Below are 19331 nucleotides of genomic sequence, written 5' to 3' on the forward strand. Positions count from 1 at the left end.
GCCTTACCTCCATTCCCGGAGCCATCGTCGGCGGGCTCATTGTCGGTGCGGGTGAGAAGCTCGCAGAGGTCTATCTCGGGCCATCGATCGGCGGCGGCATCGAATATTGGTTTGCCTACGTGCTGGCGTTGGCGGTGCTGCTGTTGCGGCCACAGGGTCTGTTCGGCGAGCGCATCATCGAACGTATCTGAGCCAAGGAGATCGTTGTGCTTTATCGCGAAGCCGGCCAGTTCAAGACGAACTACGCGGAGGACATGGCGATCTTCCCGATCCGTCAGGATCGTATTGCCCTCGCTGTCCTGCTCGGGCTTGCCTTCATTGGCGTGCCGCTGTTGGCCAGTTTCCGTATCTGGCCGTTCCGCACCGACTATCTGTTGTGGGCCATCCTGCTGCCCTTCCTCATCCTGGCGCTCGCGGCCGTCGGGACAAACATTCTCGTCGGCTATTGCGGCCAGATCTCGCTCGGCAGCGGCGCGTTCATGGCGATCGGCGCCTATTCCGCCTACAAGCTGGCGACCGGCGTTCATATCCCGCTTGCCTGGCTTGGTTTCGCGATCGCGATCCCACCGTTGCCCGTGCTGGCATCCATCCTGCTGGGCGGGTTGATGGCGGCCTGTGCCGGAATCCTGTTCGGCATTCCCAGTCTGCGGATCAAGGGTCTCTACCTGGCGGTCGCAACGCTCGCCGCGCAGTTCTTCTTCGATTGGGCGTTCCTGCGGCTCCCGTGGTTCACCAACTACGCCCCATCGGGATCGGTGAATGCGCCGGAATTGGATTTCTTCGGCATGATCGTTCGCACGCCGGTCGAGCGCTACCTGCTGTGCCTGCTCTTCGTGAGCGTGATGGCGGTGCTGGCGAAGAATCTCGTTCGCGGTAATCTCGGCCGGCAGTGGATGGCGATCCGCGACATGGATATCGCCGCCGAACTGATCGGAATCCGGCCGCTCTATGCCAAGCTCACGGCCTTCGCGGTATCTTCGTTCATCATCGGGGTGGCGGGTGCGCTCTGGGCGTTCGTCTACCTCGGTTCATGGGAACCGCTTGCGTTCTCGATCGACCGCTCGCTTGAGCTTCTGTTCATGGTCATCATCGGAGGGCTCGGATCGATCATGGGTTCGTTCATCGGGGCGGCTTTCATCCTCATCATGCCGATCATGCTGAATGTGATTCCGACCGAACTCGGCCTGCCACTGTCGACGCAAACGATCACTCACCTCCAGTTCATCATCTTCGGATCCTTGATCTGTTATCTGCTCATCAAGGAACCCCATGGCTTCGCCAGGCTGATATCGATCGGCAAGGAGAAGCTCAGACTTTGGCCGTTTCCCTATTGAAGGAGCGATCGCGTCACGATCGCAGCGCGGATGGCGGCCGCTGACAACGGAGAGGAAGGAAGCACCGCGGACGGAAAAGAAGGACTTGAAACGAGGAGGATATCAATATGGCAAGTATTGCACGCAATGTATTGATGCTGGCGGCCGCCCTGGCCGGCGCGGCGTTGAGCGCACCGGCCGCAGCGCAAACCGAGCAGTTCATCCCGATTTTATCGTACCGGACCGGACCATACGCCGTGAACGGCGCGCCCTACGCAAACGGCGTCGTGGACTATTACAGCCTGATCAATGAACGCGACGGCGGCATCAACGGCGTCAAGATTCTGACCGAGGAATGCGAGACGGGCTACGCGACCGATAAGGGCGTGGAGTGCTACGAGCGTCTGAAGAGCAAGGGTCCAACCGGCGCGGCGTTCATCAACCCGCTGTCGACCGGCATCACGTTCGCGCTCACCGAAAAGACCGCGACCGACAAGATCCCGATCATCACGATGGGGTACGGCCGTGCTGATTCCAAGAACGGCGCGGTGTTCGCCTACAATTTTCCATTGCTCGGCACCTACTGGTCCGCGGCCGATATCGCGATCCAGTACGTCGCCAAGGAACTCGGCGGCTTCGACAAGCTGAAAGGCAGGAAGATTTCACTGCTTTACCATGACAGCCCCTACGGCAAAGAGCCGATTCCGATGCTGCAAGTGCTGGCGCAGAAGTACGGCTTCGACTTCACGCCGATCCCGGTCACGCATCCCGGCGTCGAGCAGAAGTCGCAATGGCTGGCGATCCGCCAGAACCGGCCGGACTATGTGCTGGTCTGGGGCTGGGGCGTCATGAACAGCACGGCAATCAAGGAAGCGGCCGCCGTCGCCTATCCGCGCGACAAGATGATCGGCGTCTGGTGGTCAGGTGCAGAGCCGGATGTGACGCCGGCAGGTGATCAGGCCGCCGGCTACAAGTCGCTGATGCTTCAGCATGGCGCCGGCAAGTTTCTCGTACATGCCGACATAGAGAAATATCTCTACGCCAAGGGTAAAGGTTCGACAGAACCTGGCAAAATTGGCGAAATTCTCTACAACCGCGGCATGACGAATGCGATGCTCGGCGTGGAGGCAATCCGCAAGGCACAGGAAAAGTTTGGCAAGAAGCCGCTGACGGGCGAGCAGGTCCGTTGGGGGCTTGAGAACCTCGTCCTCACCGCTGATCGTATCAAGGAACTCGGATTCGAGGGGATGTTGAAGCCGGTCAGCATTTCCTGCTCCGACCATGAGGGCGCGCGCTACGGGCGTGTCCAGCAATGGGTTGGCAAGGGTTGGAAAGTAATCTCCGACTGGTACACGGCTGACGAATCGCTCATCGAACCGCTCGTCGCCGATGTGTCCGCGAAGTATGCGGCGGAGAAGAAGATCAAGCCGCGCGACTGCGCGAAAGAAACCTGACCCGTGCGAGTGATCCGGGAGACAGGTTTGCCTGCTCCCGGATCCCAGCCCCTGCTCGGTTTGGAGGTCTGCGCATGTCAATCGCCAAGGTCGTCACCGCTGCGACGGAAGCAGCAGCTCTGATCTTATCGGTCAACAATATCGAGGTTGTCTACGATCACGTCATTCTCGTGTTGAAGGGCGTCTCGCTGGAGGTCCCGCGAGGCGGCATTGTTGCGCTTCTCGGCGCCAACGGCGCCGGCAAGACGACGACGCTGAAGGCGGTCTCCAATCTGCTGCACGCAGAGCGCGGCGAGGTCACCAAGGGCTCGATCCTGTTCAACGGCGTCGAGGTGAAGTCGCTGTCGCCAAACGACGTGGTGCGACGCGGCTGCATCCAGGTGATGGAGGGCCGGCGTGCCTTCCCTCATCTGACGGTCGAGGAGAACATCCTGACCGGCGCCTTTACGCGGACAGACGGCAAGCACGCGATCGCGCAGGACCTTGAGCGCGTCTACGCTTATTTCCCCCGCCTCAAAGAGCGACGCAATTCCACCGCCGGCTATACGTCGGGCGGCGAGCAGCAGATGTGCGTGATTGGCCGCGCGCTGATGTCACGCCCGAAGATGATCCTGCTCGACGAACCATCGATGGGCCTCGCGCCGCAGATCGTCGAAGAGATCTTCGAGATCGTGAAGGATCTCAACGCCAAGGAAGGCGTGTCGTTTCTTCTCGCCGAGCAGAACACCAATATGGCGCTCAGATATGCAAGCCACGGCTACATCCTCGAAAATGGCCGCGTGGTGATGGACGGCGAAGCGCACGCGCTCGCCGCTAACGAGGACGTCAAGGAGTTCTATCTTGGCGTCGCCGGAGAGAAGCGAAAATCATACCGCGACGTGAAGCACTACAAGCGACGCAAGCGCTGGCTTGCCTAAAGCGCGATGAGATCAGGTTGAATCGTCATCGCGCTTTAGCTCTTTGTTTGAGCATGATCTTTCCGGAAAACCGCTTCGTACTTTTCCGGATCATGCTTTAGCGGATGACGGCATTTGCACGGGCCGCCGACCGACGGCCTCCCCCCCCCCCGGAATCTCGAGATTCCCAGGCGCGGAAGTGCGTGCCGTAGTTCGATGCTGACGCATCGCCCCGGAATGACGAGCGGGTGCTTACACCCCGCCCGGATAGTTCGGGGATTCGCGCGTGATGGTCACGTCGTGGACGTGGCTCTCGCGCAGGCCGGCGCCGGTGATGCGGACGAACTCGGCCTTGTCGTGGAAATCCCTGATGTCCTTCGCGCCGACATAGCCCATCGCCGCGCGCAAGCCGCCGGCGAGTTGGTGCATCACGTTGCCGACCGGGCCTTTGTAGGGCACTTGGCCCTCGATGCCTTCAGGGACGAGTTTCAGCGTGTCCTTGATGTCCTGCTGGAAGTAGCGGTCGGCCGAGCCGCGCGCCATCGCGCCGACCGAGCCCATGCCGCGATAGGCCTTGTAGGAGCGGCCTTGCCACAGGAACACTTCGCCGGGCGTCTCGTCGGTGCCTGCGAGCAGCGAGCCGACCATCGCGATGTCGGCACCGGCAGCGAGCGCCTTGGCGAGGTCGCCGGAATATTTGATGCCGCCGTCGGCGATCACGGGCACGTCGGCCTTCTTCGCCGCCGCCACCGCGTCCATGATCGCGGTGAGCTGCGGCACGCCGACGCCGGCGACGATGCGCGTGGTGCAGATCGAGCCTGGGCCGATGCCGACCTTGATGCAGTCCGCGCCCGCATCGATCAGCGCCTGCGCGCCGCCCTCGGTCGCGACGTTACCCGCCACGACCTGCACAGCGTTGGAGAGCCGCTTGATACGGTTGACGGCATTGAGCACATGCCTGGAGTGGCCATGCGCGGTGTCGACCACGACGACGTCGACACCGGCATCGATCAGCCGCTCGGTGCGCTCATAGCCGGTCTCGCCGACCGTGGTGGCGGCGGCGACGCGCAGCCGGCCCTGCGCGTCCTTGCAGGCGAGCGGATGGGCGACCGCCTTTTCGATGTCCTTGACGGTGATCAGGCCGACGCAGCGATACTGGTCATCGACGACCAAGAGCTTCTCGATGCGATGCTGGTGCAGCATCCGCTTCGCCTCGTCCTGGCCGACGCCCTCGCGCACCGTGACGAGGTTCTCGTGCGTCATCAGCTCCGAGACCTTCTGCCTGGGGTCGCTGGCAAAGCGCACGTCGCGGTTGGTGAGGATGCCGACCAGCTTGCCCGGCACGTTCTTGGCGCTACCTGTGACGACCGGAATGCCGGAGATGCCGTTTTCCTTCATCAGGGTCAGCGCATCGGCCAGCGTGGCGTCGGGGCCGATGGTCAGCGGATTGACCACCATGCCGGATTCGAACTTCTTCACCTGGCGCACCTGCGCGGCCTGGCCGTCCGGATCGAAGTTGCGATGGATGACGCCGAGGCCGCCGGCCTGCGCCATCGCGATCGCCATGCGCGCCTCGGTGACGGTGTCCATCGCGGACGCCATGATCGGGATGTTGAGCGAGATTGCGCGGGTGACGCGCGAGCGAATATCGACTTCCGAGGGAAGGACGTCGGACAAACCGGGCTTCAGAAGCACATCGTCGAACGTGAAGGCTTCGCGGATAGCCGGAAATCCCGTGGCCATTGCCAACTCCTTATCTGCGGTCCAGCCGCGATGGTCTTACGGATGAACGTCGCCTGCGGCGACGCTTGCTGCGTCACCGTCGAATCGGCGCCCATCGGTGGGGTTGACGCTGGTCGATAGCATGGCGGCATGACGAATCAAAGTGTTTGCCAGCCATGCACAGGCTTTTTAGGGGCCTGTTTCAGGGGACCCTGTAACCGGGCGGCGGCCCGTGCCGGCGGATCGCCTCGACCATCTCGCGGTGGCGCCGGTCCTCCCGCCTCATGTGGACCGCAATCACCGCATGGGCCGACGGCACCAGCAGCAACACGTGGAAAAACAGCCCGAAAATCGCGCAAAACACGATCAGGACCAGATTGAAGATGGCCGAAAACGGCTGTCCGTTCAGGAGCAGCCCGATCGGCGGCAAAAGAGCGGCAAGGACGTAGATCACGGCGAACACCTCCAACGCGGGCGGATGCATACCAGCGTCACGCAGGATTTAGGGCGTTTGGCCGGTTCCGCAATAGCGTGGCCGGAGGCAGGATGATATGGCCCCCTCGCCCGCCTTTTTCAGCACAGCCGTCTCATTTTGATGAACAAACAACGCCTGATCCCGCTCATCGTCGCCACCGCCCTGTTCATGGAAAACATGGACTCGACGGTCATTGCGACCTCGCTGCCGGCGATCGCCGCCGATATCGGCACCAGCCCGCTGACGCTGAAGCTTGCGATCACGTCCTATCTGCTGTCGCTCGCGGTGTTCATCCCGGCGAGCGGCTGGACCGCGGACCGCTTCGGCGCCCGCATCGTGTTTGCCGGCGCGGTCGCCGTGTTCATGCTGGGCTCGATCGGCTGCGCGCTGTCGGGATCGGTGACCGATTTCGTGTTCGCCCGCATCCTGCAGGGCCTCGGCGGGGCGATGATGACCCCGGTCGGGCGGCTGGTGCTGTTGCGCTCGGTCGACAAGAGCGCGCTGGTCAACGCGATGGCCTGGGTGACGCTCCCGGCACTGATAGGTCCGGTGATCGGGCCGCCGCTCGGCGGCTTCATCACCACCTATTTCTCCTGGCACTGGATCTTCCTGATCAACATTCCGATCGGGTTGCTCGGCATCTTCCTGGCGCTGAAATACATCGACCCGATCAAGAGCGAGGCCCCCGAGCGTTTCGATCTGCTGGGGCTGGTGCTGGCCGGCATCGGGCTCGCCGGCATCGCATTCGGGCTGTCGGTCGCTGGCCTCAATCTGTTGCCGTGGCCGATCGTCGCCGGATTGGTCGGGGTCGGCACGGTGTCGATGACGCTCTATGTCATCCACGCGCGGCGCACCGGTTCGCCGGTACTCGATTTCGGCCTGCTGCGGCTGCCGACCATGCGGGCGTCGATCGTCGGCGGCTTCATGTTCCGGCTCGGTATCGGCGCGCTGCCGTTTCTGCTGCCGTTGCTGATGCAGGTCGGCTTCGGCCTGTCGCCGTTCCAGTCCGGCCTCGTGACGTTTGCATCCGCGGTCGGCGCGATGGGCATGAAGACGCTGGCGGCGCGCATCATCAAGGCCTTCGGCTTCCGCAACATGATGACGGTGAATGCGGTCGTCAGCTCGGCCTTCCTCGCCGCCTGCGCGCTGTTCACGATCTCGACGCCGCTGATGCTGATCTTCACCATCCTGGTGGTCGGCGGCTTCTTCCGCTCGCTGCAATTCACCGCGATCAACACCGTAGCCTATGCCGAGGTCGAGCCGCCGCAGATGAGCCGCGCCACCACCCTCGTCAGCGTCAACCAGCAGCTCGCGGTGTCGGCGGGCGTCGCGGTCGGTGCCTTCTCCGTCGAAACCACGCTGGCGCTGCATCACCAGACCGAACTCTCCGCCGACGTGTTCGCGCCGGCCTTCATCGTGGTCTCCCTGATCTCGGCGGCGTCGGCCTGGTTCTTCTGGCAGATGCCGGCCGATGCCGGCAACGAAATCGCCGGCCGCAAGGCAATCGACATCTCCAGCCGCAAGGGCGCCGAGAAGCGCGCCGCCGCTGAAGCCGTCAAGGTCGCGACCGAGGACACCCAGAACGCGCGGGATCAGCGGCTCGGATAGTCGATCGAACGAGCCGTTCCCGAGGCACGGACACTGCAAGCCGCCGTCCGGTCACAGCCAAGCCCTTAGGGGTGGCCGGTCGTTCCGTCTGGCTGTCTTCGATCCGGACGTTCAATAAGTTCGTATGTGGGAACGTGGGTCGCTTCCAGCCACGATTCCAGCGCAGCTCCGCAGACCGTGCAGATCGCATCACCCGTATGCGGCACCAAGAACTTCTCTTCAGTGCGTCTGTACTCGGCGCCGCAATTGCATTGAACAATGGTCGCCATATCCAAGATATGCGCCTGTGATATCAGATTTTCCAGCCCTGCAAGAAACGGCCCCAGTGCGCGAAACCCGACGCTGCACCAAGGCCGCCAACCCAGTGGGGGTTTTCTCCCGGTGGGCTTGGGGGGCATTGGCCGGGAGCACGGAGTCGACTCCTGCCATGCGCCGAGGTTCCAACCGATCGCGCTGAAGGGTCGTTCAGCCACCGTTCTGATCAGGATGGCGCCCGACCGCGCGCCCTTCTGACGTCAGCGGTCGAGCTTTCCAGCCGTGCCGCCGCTCCACCGCCGCCGTCAAGGTTGCGACCGAGGACACGCAGAACCCGCGCGATCAGCGGCTGGGACGACGCACACACCTTCCGTCATAGCCGCAATGACGTGGATGGAATCTACGCGCTCGATCCATCACCGTCATCCTGAGGTGGCCGCTTCTTCAGCGGCCCTCGAAGGATCGACGGGCACCAGCCGGGCCGCGCACCCTTCGAGGCTCGCCCAGCGGCGCAATTGCGCCGCAGGCCTCGCACCTCCAGCGACAAAGGCGAAGCCTTTGCGCGGGGGTGACGGGACAAATTGCGCCGGGATTGCACTACCGCTCGTTCAGCTGTCCCCGGAAACCCGTCGCCAGCACGTAACGCTCGGACGAGTCCTGCCGGCTGGCCGACGGCTTGACGTGGCGGACGGTGGCGAAATCGCGCTTCAGCTGCGCCACCAGCTCGGCGTCGGCGCCGCTCTGAAACACCTTGGCCAGGAACGTCCCGCCGGGATTGAGCACCTCGCCGGCAAAATGCGCGGCGGTCTCGACCAGGCCGATGATGCGGAGCTGATCGGTCTTGCGATGGCCCGTGGTGTTGGCGGCCATGTCGGACATCACGAAATCGGCGCGGCCGCCCATCATCGCGATCAGCTTTTCCGGCGCGTCATGGTCGAGGAAGTCGAGCTGCGCAAAGGTGACGCCGGGGATCTCGCCCATCTCAAGCAGATCGATCGCGACCACCTTGCCCTTGCCGTCGGCGGCTCCGGTGCGTTTTGCCGCGATCTGGCTCCAACCGCCGGGCGCAGCGCCGAGGTCGACCACGGTCATGCCCGGCTTGAGCAGGCGATACTTGTCGTCGATCTCGAGCAGCTTGAAGGCCGCACGCGAGCGGTAGCCCATCGCCCTGGCCTTGGCGACATAGGGATCGTTAAGCTGGCGCTCGAGCCAGAGTTTTGACGACAGTTTGCGCTTGCCGCCGCTCTTGACCGTGACGTGCAGCCGCCCGGTGGTGTCTTTCGCCATTTCATTTTCTCTTCTCCCTCGCCCCGCTCTTGCGGGGAGAGGGTTGGGGTGAGGGGCTGCTTCCAAACACCGAATGCGTGGAAAGGGCCCCTCACCCGGATTGCTGCGCAATCCGACCTCTCCCTGCAAGAGCGGGGCGAGGTGGAACGAACGCTGGTTTGACTTAATGCCCTAGCACGCCCGCAGCGCGCCGTCCTCGCGCATCATCTCGACCAGCATGCCCTCGCGCAGGCCACGATCGGCGACGCGGAGCCGCGGCATTGGGAACGCGTTGCGGATCGCGTCGAGGATCGCGCATCCGGCGAGCACCAGATCGGCCCGCTCGACGCTGATGCAGTTGTTGCTGACGCGCGCCTCATAGCTCATGCCGAGCAGCTTCTGGATCGTCGCGGTCACGTCGCAATCGTTCATCCAGATGCCGTCGATGCGGCGGCGGTCGTAGCGCGACAGATTGAGGAAGACGCCGGCAAGCGTGGTGACGGTGCCCGAGGTGCCGAGCATGTGCATGTCACGCAGATCCTTGCCGTGCTCGGCCGCGAACGGCGCGACATGCCGTGCGACCTCGTCGATCATCTGCGCATACAAATCCCTGGTGACGTTCTTGCCGCCGAAATGCTCGGCCAGCGTCACGACGCCGAGCGGGATCGACATCCACGCCTTGATGCGCGGCGGCGCATCGGGCGCGTCGGGGTCGCGCTCGATCCGCACCAGCTCGGTCGAGCCGCCGCCGATGTCGAACAGGATGGCGCCCCGCCCCTTCGGGTCGAGCAGCGGCGAGCAGCCGATCACAGCGAGCGTCGCCTCGGTCTCGCGATTGATCACCTCGAGCTCGATGCCGGTCTCGGCTGCGACACGCGCGCGGAAGCTCTCGGCGTTGCCGGCGGCGCGGCAGGCCTCGGTGGCGATCAGCCGCAGCCGGCGGGCCTTGCGATAGCGGATCTTGTCGCTGCAAATGGCAAGCGCGGCAATCGCCCGCTCGATCGCCGCCTCGCTGATCGAGCCGGTCGCAGCGATCCCCTCGCCGAGCCGGATGATCCGCGAAAACGAATCGACCACGCGGAACCCGTCGCCAGTGGGACAGGCAATCAAGAGCCGGCAATTGTTGGTGCCAAGATCGAGCGCGGCGTAGACGCCGCTTTCCGCGGCTGCCGCAACCAACCCTGACGGGGCTTCGCCGGCCGGAGGGCCGTCGCAAAGCCGCACATGGTCGTTCATCAAAACTATCTTTCCGCAGCAGCCCAAGGTCGATCCATGGGGATCCTTGGGCCCGCCGAATAATTGTCGTTCACGGAAACTTTAGCAGCGTCAAAGCCCTGCGCAACTCCGTTCACATTGGGTCCATGCCCAATCGGGCGTTGTCGTTAAGGGGGGTGTGCGTTATCTCCTCAGCGCCCCCAAACGCCACCAAATCCAGGCTTTTCAGGTCATTTTCGATGCAAGATCATACGCCGCCCGCCTCCCTCGAAAACGCTATCGCACTGCAAAAATACGGTGTCGGACAGCCTGTTCGACGAAAGGAGGACGACACCCTGGTGCGCGGCAAGGGCAAATACACCGACGATTTCTCCCTGCCCGGCCAAGCCTATTGCTGGATGGTTCGCTCCTCCCATGCCCATGGAATCATCAAGGGGATCGACACCGAAGCCGCCAGGGTGTTGCCTGGCGTGCTCGGCGTCTGGACCGGCGCCGACCTCGCGGCCGCGGGCTACAACCCCTTCACCTGCGGCCTGCCGCTGAAGAACCGCGACGGCTCGCCGCTGCTGCAGACCAACCGCCCTGCGCTGGTGACCGACAAGGTGCGTTTCGTCGGCGATCCCGTTGCCTTCGTGGTCGCGGAGACCGCGGCACAGGCGCGTGATGCGGCCGAGGCCGTCGAGGTCGACATCGAGCCGCTGCCGGCCGTGACCGACGCGGCAGAAGCTGCCAAGCCCGGCGCACCGCAGCTCTATGACAACATCCCGAACAACGTCGCGCTCGATTACCACTATGGCGACACCGCCAGGATCGAGGCAGCGTTCGCCGGCGCCGCGCATGTGACGAAACTCGACATCGTCAATACCCGCGTCGCGGTGGTCTCGATGGAGCCGCGCGTCGCGCTCGCGCATTACGACAAGACAACCGAGCGCTTCACGTTGCAGGTGCCGACCCAGGGCGTCTCCGGCAACAAGGCGATCCTGGCGCGTCTGCTCAATGTGCCCGCCGACAAGGTCCGCATCCTCACCGGCAATGTCGGCGGCTCGTTCGGGATGAAGAACCTCAACTATCCCGAATACACCTGCATCGCGCATGCGGCGCGCGCGCTCGGCCGGCCGGTGAAGTGGCTGGACGAACGCTCGACCAGCTTCCTGTCCGACAGCCAGGGCCGCGCCCAGCTGATCCACGCCGAGCTCGCGCTCGACGCCGACGGCAAGTTCCTCGCGGTGCGGCTCTCCGGCTACGGCAATCTCGGTGCCTACATCACCGGCGTCGCGCCGGGTCCGCTGTCGCTCAACACCGGCAAGAACCTCGCCAGCGTCTATCGCACGCCGCTGCTCGGCGTCGACATCAAGACGGTCGTGACCAACACCACGCTGATGGGCGCCTATCGCGGTGCCGGCCGGCCCGAGGCCAATTACTACATGGAGCGGCTGATCGACGCCGCTGCCGACGAGATGGGCATCAACCGCTTCACGCTGCGCAAGCGCAACTTCATCAAGCCGTCGCAGCTGCCGTTCCCGGCCGCCTCCGGCGTCACCTACGACAGCGGCGATTTCGCGGGCGTGTTCCAGAAGGCGCTGGAGATCTCCGACTACGAGAACTTCGCCAAGCGCAAGAAGGAGAGCAAGAAGAGCGGCAGGCTGCGCGGCATCGCGGTCGGCTCCTATCTCGAGGTCACCGCGCCGCCGTCCGGCGAGCTCGGCAAGATCACCTTCGAGCCCGATGGCTCGGTGAAGCTCACCACCGGCACGCTCGATTACGGCCAGGGCCACGCCACTCCGTTCGCGCAGGTGCTGTCCGAGCAGCTCGGCGTTCCCTTCGAGAAGATCACGCTCGAACAGGGCGACAGCGATCTCGTCCGCTTCGGCAACGGCACCGGCGGCTCGCGCTCGATCACCGCGACGGGGCAAGCGATCGTCGAAGCCTCCGCGCTGGTGGTCGAGAAGGGCAAGAAGGCCGCCGCGCACATGCTGGAGGCGTCCGAGGCCGACATCGAATTCGGCCAGGGCCGCTTCACCATCGCCGGCACCGACCGCTCGATCGGCATCATGGAGCTCGCCGAGCGGATGCGCGCCGGCAAGATGCCGGAAGGCACACCCGAGACGCTCGACGTCGATCACGCCACCAAGGAGACCGCGTCGACCTTCCCGAACGGCTGCCACGTCGCCGAGGTCGAGATCGATCCCGACACCGGCGTGACGCGGATCGTGCGTTACTCCGCGGTCAACGATTTCGGCACCGTGGTCAATCCGATGATCGTCGCCGGTCAGCTGCATGGCGGCGTCGCGCAGGGCATCGGCCAGGCGCTGATGGAGGAGGTCAGCTACGACGCCTCCGGCCAGCCGATCACCGGCTCCTTCATGGACTATGCGCTGCCGCGCGCCGGCGACGTGCCGTCGATGGAGGTCGGCGATCACCCCTCGCCGGCGAAGTCCAACCCGCTCGGCACCAAGGGCTGCGGCGAAGCCGGCTGCGCCGGCAGCCTGGTCTGCATCGTCAACGCCGTGGTCGACGCGCTGTCGGAGTACGGCATCAAGCACATCAACATGCCGCTGACGCCGGAACGCGTCTGGCGCGCGATCCAGGACGCCAAGGCGAACGCGGCGTAAGGGCGCGCCGCTTCACCACCATCCTCCGCTGTCACCACCCGCGAAAGCGGGTGGTCCAGTATTCCAGAGACAGCAGTTGTTGAGCCGAGAGCGTACGGGATACCCCGCCTGCGCGGGGTATGACACCGTTGGTGCGGAGGGGCCTTGCCCCTTCCTGCTACGCCGCCGCCTGCTCGCGCGGCTGGGTGATCGCGATGTGCCAGCAATGCGCGAGCGGCACGCCATTGCCGAGCACCAGCGCGTCGAGCTCGACGAAGCGATGGCCCTTCTTGTCGTAATTGCCGATCACCTTGGCACGCGCGGTCAGCTCGTCGCCGATCTTGCCCGCCGACAGCAGCTGCATCCTTGTGCCGACATGGATCCAGGGTCCGAGGATCGCATTGTCGACCAGCACCTTGTTCATGACCCGCGGCAGCAGGCCGGGATGGCCGAGACCTTCGCGCAGATAGATCGGGTCGGTCTCCCTGATATCGGCGAGATAGTCCTTCGCGGCATCGCCGGACCAGTCGCGCGGGATGATGCCGAGCCATTTGCCCTCTTCATAGGATGAGGCGCTGACCGGCTTGCGCTCGGCGACGGCGGCGACCTGCTTGTAATCGTCGAGCACGAATGTCGGCGCTGAAGCCGGCAGCGATGCCGTGCCGGTGGCGCAGAGCTCGCCGCGGCTGCGGAGCTCGATCATCAGTCCATTGCCGGTCTCCTGGCCGGTCAATTCCGCGATCTCGCCGTCATAGACCGGCTTGACGAACCGTGCCTCGATCAGGCCGCGTTCGAGGAAATCACGGCCCCACTTCTCGACCGGCAAATGCATCATGTAGGCCATCACGTCGACGCCGGGCACCAGACCGCCGGAAAAGCCGAACTTCCGCGCCACCGTGTCGTCGTGGATCTTGTTCTCTGACAGTTTCGAGGTGTTGTAGGCGGAGACGCGATAGGTCTGCGTAGCCTTCGAATCCATGGGGTTTCCCCTTATTTCGGTTGTTTTTCTCCGGCAATCGTAGTCGAAGCGAGCCTCGTGGCAAGCCTCTCGTTTTGCTCGCAATTTTCCGCCCGATGGAGTACACGCAGGCCGCGCCTGCCAACCCTGGAATCGATGACCGAAACCCCTGCTCCCACCCGCATCTATGTCGACGCCGACGCTTGCCCGGTGAAGGACGAAATCTATCGCGTGGCGATCCGGCTCGGCGTACCCGTCAGCGTGGTCGCGGGCAATTTCATCCGCGTGCCGCAGGATCCACTGATCGAGCGCATCGCCGCCGGTTCCGGTATGGATGCGGCCGACGACTGGATCGCGGAACGCGCGCATGAGGGCGACGTCGTGATCACCGCGGACATTCCGCTGGCGAGCCGCTGCGTCAAGGCCGGCGCCGACGTGATCGCGCCGAACGGCAAGCCGTTCACGGAGCAATCGATCGGCATGACGCTCGCGGTGCGCAACCTGATGACCGACCTGCGCTCGTCCGGTGAGATTACCGGCGGGCCGAAATCCTACTCGCCGCGCGACCGCTCGACCTTCCTGTCGGCGCTCGACCAGACCATCCGCCGCATCCAGCGCCGCCGCGCCGAGCAGGCGCCGGCGAACGGGGGTTAGCGCGATGGCCCCGCCCCTCATCCAGCTCAAGGACATCAGCCTCACGTTCGGCGGCACGCCGCTGTTGACCGGCGTCGAGCTGTCGGTCTCCGCAGGCGAGCGCGTCTGCCTGATCGGCCGCAACGGCTCGGGCAAATCGACGCTGCTGCGGATCGCGGCCGGGCTGGTCGAGCCCGATGCCGGCAGCCGCTTCGTGCAGCCCGGCGCCACCATCCGCTATCTGCCGCAGGAGCCTGACTTCGGCGAGCACAAGACGACGCTGGCCTATGTCGAGGCCGGCCTTGGCCCCGGCGACGATCACTACCAGGCGCGCTATCTGCTCGAACAGCTCGGCCTCACCGGCGAGGAAGATCCCGCGCATGTCTCCGGCGGCGAGGCGCGCCGCGCGGCACTGGCGCGTGTGTTGGCGCCCTCGCCCGACATCCTGCTGCTGGACGAGCCGACCAACCATCTCGATCTGCCGACCATCGAATGGCTCGAAGGCGAATTGGAAAGCCGGCGCTGCGCGCTGGTGCTGATCAGCCACGACCGCCGCTTCCTGACCAATCTGTCCCGCTCGACCGCCTGGCTCGACCGTGGCCAGATCAGGCAGATCGACCGCGGCTTCGGCGCGTTCGAGGAATGGCGCGACGAGGTGCTGGCCGAGGAAGAGCGCGAGCAGCACAAGCTCGACCGCAAGATCGTCAACGAGGAGCACTGGCTGCGGTACGGCGTCTCCGGCCGCCGCAAGCGCAACGTCAAGCGGCTCGGCAATCTGCACGCGCTGCGCGACCAGCGCCGCGATTATCGCGGCGCCACCGGCAACGCCACGCTCGCCGCCGCCGAGGCCGAGAAGTCCGGCCGCCTGGTGATCGAAGCCAAGAGCATCAACAAAGCCTTTGGCGAGCGCAAGATCGTCGACGGCTTCTCGACCCGGATCCAGCGCGGCGACCGGCTCGGCATCGTCGGCCCGAACGGCGCCGGCAAGACCACGCTGGTGCATCTGTTGATCGGCAACGATCCGCCCGACTCCGGCTCGGTGCGTTTGGGCGCAAATATCGAGATGGCGACGCTCGACCAGCATCGCGAGAGCCTCGATCCGAAGCTGACCTTGGCCGAGGCGCTCACCGGCGGCCGCGGCGATCATGTCATGGTCGGCGACAAGTCGAAGCACGTCATCGGCTACATGAAGGACTTCCTGTTCGCGCAGGAACAGCGCGGCACGCCGCTGGAGGCGCTCTCCGGTGGCGAGCGCGGCCGCCTGATGCTGGCGCGCGCATTGGCAAAACCGTCGAACCTGTTGATCCTCGACGAGCCGACCAACGACCTCGATCTCGAAACCCTCGACGTACTCGAGGACATGCTCGGCGATTACGAGGGCACGGTGATCCTGATCAGCCACGATCGCGACTTCCTCGACCGCGTGGTGACATCCGTGATCGTGCCCGAAGGCCAGGGCCGCTGGATCGAATATGCCGGCGGCTACTCCGACATGCTGGCGCAGCGCGGCGCCGACGTGAAGCGCGAGACGGTGAAGGCGGACGCCCCGACTGAAGAGAAGAAGGAAGCCAAGGCTGCCGCGGCACCCACTGCCGCGCCAAAACGACGGCTGAACTTCAACGAGAAGCACGCGCTCGAGACCCTGCCGAAGACAATCGACAGACTGCACGCCGAAATCGCCAAGCAGCAGAAGCTGCTCGACGATCCCGACCTCTACAGCAAGGATCGCAAGAAGTTCGACGCAGCTTCCGCCGCGATCGCCAAGGCGCAGGAAGAGCTTGCCGCCGCCGAGGACCGTTGGCTCGAGCTCGAGGTGCTGCGCGAAGAGATCGAACAGGCGTAATTCGCATGGAAATGGTCGTCATTGCGAGGAGCGAAGCGACGAAGCAATCCACGGCACCGCATGCGCGGATGGATGGATTGCTTCGCTCCGCTCGCAATGACGGAAACAACCGGAGTTGACCCGATGACCACGCCCCTCGCCGCCAAGATCGCCAAGGAATACGGCACGCCCTGCGCCGTGATCGACATGGACCGGGTCGAGCGCAACATCGCGCGCATCCAGAAAGCCTGCGACGATGCCGGCGTCGCCAACCGGCCGCACATCAAGACGCACAAGAATCCGATGCTGGCGCAGCTGCAGATCAAGGCCGGCGCCAAGGGCATCACCTGCCAGAAGCTCGGCGAGGCCGAGATCATGGCGGATAGCGGCATCGACAACATCCTGATCAGCTACAATCTGCTCGGCGACGAGAAGATGGCGCGGCTCGGCGCGCTGCAAGGCAAGGCCAATGTCACCGTCGCGGCCGACAATTCGGTCGTGGTCGGCGATCTGCCGAAGGCGGCTGCCGCTTCCGGCCGCCCGCTTTCGGTCGTGGTCGAGTGCGATACGGGGCGCAAGCGCGCCGGCGTCGAAACCCCGCGTGAGGCGATCGCGCTGGCGCGCGAGATCGCAGCTTCCAAGGGCCTGACTTTCGCGGGCTTCATGCTGTACCCGACCGAGACCGGCTGGGCGGATGCGCAGAAGTTCTACGACGAGGCGCTGGCTGGGGTGCGCGCCCACGGCCTCGATGCGGCCATCGTCTCCACCGGCGGCACGCCGAACCTGAAGAACCTCGGCAGGCTGAAGGGCGGCACCGAGCACCGCTTCGGCACCTATATCTATAACGACCGCATGCAGGTCGCAGCCGGCGTCGCCAGTTGGGACGACTGCGCGCTGCATATCTATTCCACCGTCGTCAGCCGCGCCGGTCCCGAGCGCGGCATCCTCGATGCCGGCTCCAAGACGCTGACCTCTGATACCGGCGGCCTCGAAGGCCACGGCCTGATCCTCGAACATCCCGAAGCCAGGATCGCGCGCTTCGCCGAGGAGCACGGCTTCCTCGATCTCTCCCGCAGCAACACCCGGCCCAATGTGGGCGACGTCGTGCGGATCGTGCCCAATCACGTCTGCGTCGTCGTCAACATGATGGACGAGGTCGTGATGGTGCGCGGCGACGAGATCATCGGCGCGTTGCCGGTGACGGCGCGCGGCAAGCTGCGCTAACCGCGAATCAGAGCCTGCAGTTCTCGATCCAGCGCCGAGCGAAACACCTCGATCGGCCGCGCCAGGCGGCCGGCGGGCGGGCGGTGGACGATCCAGGCCCGGACCGCGGGATTGAAATCCGCGATCTTCACGATCTTGAGCCGGCCCTTGAACGCGCTGCGCTTCAGCGCAATCGGCGTGACGAGGCCGATGCCGAGGCCACGCGCCACCAGCGACAGCCGCAGCTCGCTGTCCAGCGCCTCGACCGCGATGTTGAACGGCAGATGCGCGGCGTCGAAATGGCGCTTCAGCGTCTGACGGAAACCGCAGCCATCCTGGTTGATCACCCAACCAGTCCGCGACAGCCATTCGAGATCGACTGATTTCGGCGTCTTCATGTCGCGCGCCACGACGAACACCACCGGCTGCGCTCCGAGATCGGAGGCGGCAAGATCGTCGGGCGGCGCGGTGCCGTCGGGCAGGCAGATCGCCGCGGCATCGAGCTCGTTGCGGCCGACCCGCTCCATGTGGTTGGGCGACCAGCCCGAGACGACACGTACCGCCAGCGCGGGAAATTCGCCGCGCACCGCATCCAGCGGTCCGGTGAGCCCCGCCTCCGACAAAAACGGCGTCAGGCCGAGCCTGAACTCGCCGCGCACCACGCCGTCATTGGCGACGCCCGACTTGAGGTCGTCGAGCATGCGCAGCAACCGGCGGCCCTGCTCATAGGCCTCGATCCCCGCGGCCGTCGGCCTCAGCGGTTTCGACAGCCGGTCGAGCAGCTGCGCGCCTAGCATCTCCTCGAGATTCTGGATCCGCCGCGTCACGCCGGGCTGGGTCAGGTTCAGCCGCGCCGACGCCGCGACGATCGATCCGGTCTCCACCACGGCAACGAACGCCACGAGGTCATGGGTGTTCATAATAATCTCGCATATTCTTCATCATCTTATTTGAATTGTAGCATATTAGGCCGATCCCCTAAAGGGGGCCTCGCCACTTCCTCGCGAGGTCCTATGACCATTTCCGAAGCCACCAAACTCTCCCCTGCGCGCGCCGTCCCGGTGCGTCCGCTGATCTGGATCGGCGCCATCACCACCGGCACCGTCGTCACCAACCTGTTCGCCCCGCAAATCCTGGTCGGCCTGATGGGCCGCTCGCTCGGCATGACCGCGTTGCAGGCCGGCCTGATCTCGACATTGACCCTGCTCGGCTACGCGCTCGGCCTGTTGCTGCTGGTGCCGCTGGTCGATCTCGTCGAGAACAAGCGGCTGATCCTGCGGACGCTGGCCTGCGCCATCGTCGCCGCGATCGGCACCGCGATGGCGCCGACGCCGTTGATGCTGCTCGCCGCCACCTTTGTCCTCGGCGCATCCTGTGCTGCGATCCAGATGGTGGTGCCGCTGGTGGCGTCGATGGTTCCGCCGGAGCGCCGAGGACAGGCGATCGGTGATGTCATGAGCGGCCTGATGATCGGCATCCTGCTGTCACGGCCGATGGCAAGTCTGGTCGCGGACAGCTGGAACTGGCGCGGCTACTACATCACCTCGGCCATCCTGATGACGGTGCTCGCCGGCGCGTTGGCGCGAACTTTGCCGACGCTGCAGCCGGCAGCAAAAGTCAGCTACGGCGCACTGCTGCGCTCGTTTCCGAAGCTGCTGCGCGAGGAACCGGTGCTGCGCGTTCGCTCCTGGACCGCGGCACTGGTGATGGCGTCATTCACCGCGTTCTGGGCCGCCGTAGCGCTGCGCCTGCCGGATGCGCCGTTCAAGCTCGACGCCAAGGGGATCGCGCTGTTTGCACTGATCGGCGTCGCCGCCGGGAAGGGCGCGTTGAGCTGGCTCACGCAACGCGCCTTGTAACCCGGCTCATTCCGAACCGGTCCTCGTCGCGAGGTCGGTGATCAGGCCGAGTATGCCGAAC

General features: G+C 64.8%; 15 protein-coding genes and 1 pseudogene. 10 read left to right on the forward strand and 6 right to left on the reverse strand.

Features of this window, described 5'->3' with window-relative positions; genetic code table 11:
- The 4 genes and pseudogenes from FNJ47_RS33365 to FNJ47_RS33380 form a co-directional block, all read left to right on the forward strand.
- A pseudogene (locus FNJ47_RS33365) lies at positions 1-191 on the forward strand (branched-chain amino acid ABC transporter permease); the annotation flags it as partial.
- Between the two features lie 15 nt (positions 192-206).
- Positions 207-1334, forward strand: a complete 1128-nt coding sequence (locus FNJ47_RS33370) for an ABC transporter permease subunit (RefSeq protein WP_163160174.1) — start codon at positions 207-209, stop codon at positions 1332-1334.
- A gap of 134 nt (positions 1335-1468) precedes the next feature.
- Positions 1469-2767, forward strand: coding sequence for an ABC transporter substrate-binding protein (locus FNJ47_RS33375; RefSeq protein ID WP_236000242.1), 1299 nt, complete (start codon positions 1469-1471; stop codon positions 2765-2767).
- A gap of 74 nt (positions 2768-2841) precedes the next feature.
- A complete protein-coding gene (locus tag FNJ47_RS33380) occupies positions 2842-3684 on the forward strand; it encodes an ABC transporter ATP-binding protein (RefSeq protein WP_163160176.1) in 843 nt (280 codons plus the stop codon).
- Between the two features lie 231 nt (positions 3685-3915).
- Here the strand turns inward: FNJ47_RS33380 and guaB are convergent, their stop codons facing one another.
- Both guaB and FNJ47_RS33390 read right to left on the reverse strand, forming a co-directional pair.
- On the reverse strand, positions 3916-5406 hold the full coding sequence (guaB, locus tag FNJ47_RS33385; protein WP_163160177.1) for an IMP dehydrogenase: 1491 nt from the start codon (positions 5404-5406) through the stop codon (positions 3916-3918).
- A 181-nt stretch (positions 5407-5587) separates the two neighbouring features.
- On the reverse strand, positions 5588-5839 hold the full coding sequence (locus FNJ47_RS33390) for a hypothetical protein (RefSeq protein ID WP_163160178.1): 252 nt from the start codon (positions 5837-5839) through the stop codon (positions 5588-5590).
- A 141-nt stretch (positions 5840-5980) separates the two neighbouring features.
- Between FNJ47_RS33390 and FNJ47_RS33395 the strand changes: the two genes are divergently transcribed.
- Entirely contained in the window at positions 5981-7468 is a 1488-nt protein-coding gene (locus FNJ47_RS33395) for a DHA2 family efflux MFS transporter permease subunit (protein WP_163160179.1), read from the forward strand.
- An 852-nt stretch (positions 7469-8320) separates the two neighbouring features.
- Here FNJ47_RS33395 and FNJ47_RS33400 read toward each other — a convergent pair.
- Together FNJ47_RS33400 and FNJ47_RS33405 are read right to left on the reverse strand one after the other, a co-directional pair.
- Positions 8321-9010: an RlmE family RNA methyltransferase gene (locus FNJ47_RS33400; protein WP_163160180.1), complete on the reverse strand. Its 690-nt coding sequence runs from the start codon at positions 9008-9010 to the stop codon at positions 8321-8323.
- A 171-nt stretch (positions 9011-9181) separates the two neighbouring features.
- Positions 9182-10225, reverse strand: coding sequence for a Ppx/GppA phosphatase family protein (locus FNJ47_RS33405; protein ID WP_175068452.1), 1044 nt, complete (start codon positions 10223-10225; stop codon positions 9182-9184).
- Between the two features lie 218 nt (positions 10226-10443).
- Here FNJ47_RS33405 and FNJ47_RS33410 point away from each other — a divergent pair, with 218 nt between their 5' ends.
- On the forward strand, positions 10444-12816 hold the full coding sequence (locus FNJ47_RS33410) for a xanthine dehydrogenase family protein molybdopterin-binding subunit (protein WP_163160182.1): 2373 nt from the start codon (positions 10444-10446) through the stop codon (positions 12814-12816).
- 157 nt (positions 12817-12973) lie between these two features.
- On the opposite strand, the gene FNJ47_RS33415 is transcribed toward FNJ47_RS33410, so the two are convergent.
- A complete protein-coding gene (locus FNJ47_RS33415; protein WP_163160183.1) occupies positions 12974-13774 on the reverse strand; it encodes a hotdog family protein in 801 nt (266 codons plus the stop codon).
- A 135-nt stretch (positions 13775-13909) separates the two neighbouring features.
- On the opposite strand from FNJ47_RS33415, the gene FNJ47_RS33420 reads away from it, so the two are divergent.
- From FNJ47_RS33420 to FNJ47_RS33430, 3 genes are all read left to right on the forward strand, one after another.
- Positions 13910-14407: a YaiI/YqxD family protein gene (locus FNJ47_RS33420; protein ID WP_163160184.1), complete on the forward strand. Its 498-nt coding sequence runs from the start codon at positions 13910-13912 to the stop codon at positions 14405-14407.
- Between the two features lie 4 nt (positions 14408-14411).
- Positions 14412-16229 (forward strand): ABC-F family ATP-binding cassette domain-containing protein, encoded by a 1818-nt coding sequence (locus FNJ47_RS33425; RefSeq protein ID WP_163160185.1) that lies wholly within the window; start codon positions 14412-14414, stop codon positions 16227-16229.
- 123 nt (positions 16230-16352) lie between these two features.
- Positions 16353-17432, forward strand: a complete 1080-nt coding sequence (locus FNJ47_RS33430) for a D-TA family PLP-dependent enzyme (RefSeq protein ID WP_163160186.1) — start codon at positions 16353-16355, stop codon at positions 17430-17432.
- Here the strand turns inward: FNJ47_RS33430 and FNJ47_RS33435 are convergent.
- Positions 17429-18331, reverse strand: coding sequence for a LysR family transcriptional regulator (locus FNJ47_RS33435; RefSeq protein WP_163160187.1), 903 nt, complete (start codon positions 18329-18331; stop codon positions 17429-17431). The genes FNJ47_RS33430 and FNJ47_RS33435 overlap by 4 nt on opposite strands.
- Before the next feature lie 93 nt (positions 18332-18424).
- On the opposite strand from FNJ47_RS33435, the gene FNJ47_RS33440 reads away from it, so the two are divergent.
- On the forward strand, positions 18425-19270 hold the full coding sequence (locus FNJ47_RS33440) for an MFS transporter (RefSeq protein ID WP_430649436.1): 846 nt from the start codon (positions 18425-18427) through the stop codon (positions 19268-19270).
- Positions 19271-19331: the final 61 nt, after the last annotated feature.

The sequence above is a fragment of the Bradyrhizobium uaiense genome, from assembly GCF_010811875.1.
GTDB classification, from domain to species: domain Bacteria; phylum Pseudomonadota; class Alphaproteobacteria; order Rhizobiales; family Xanthobacteraceae; genus Bradyrhizobium; species Bradyrhizobium uaiense.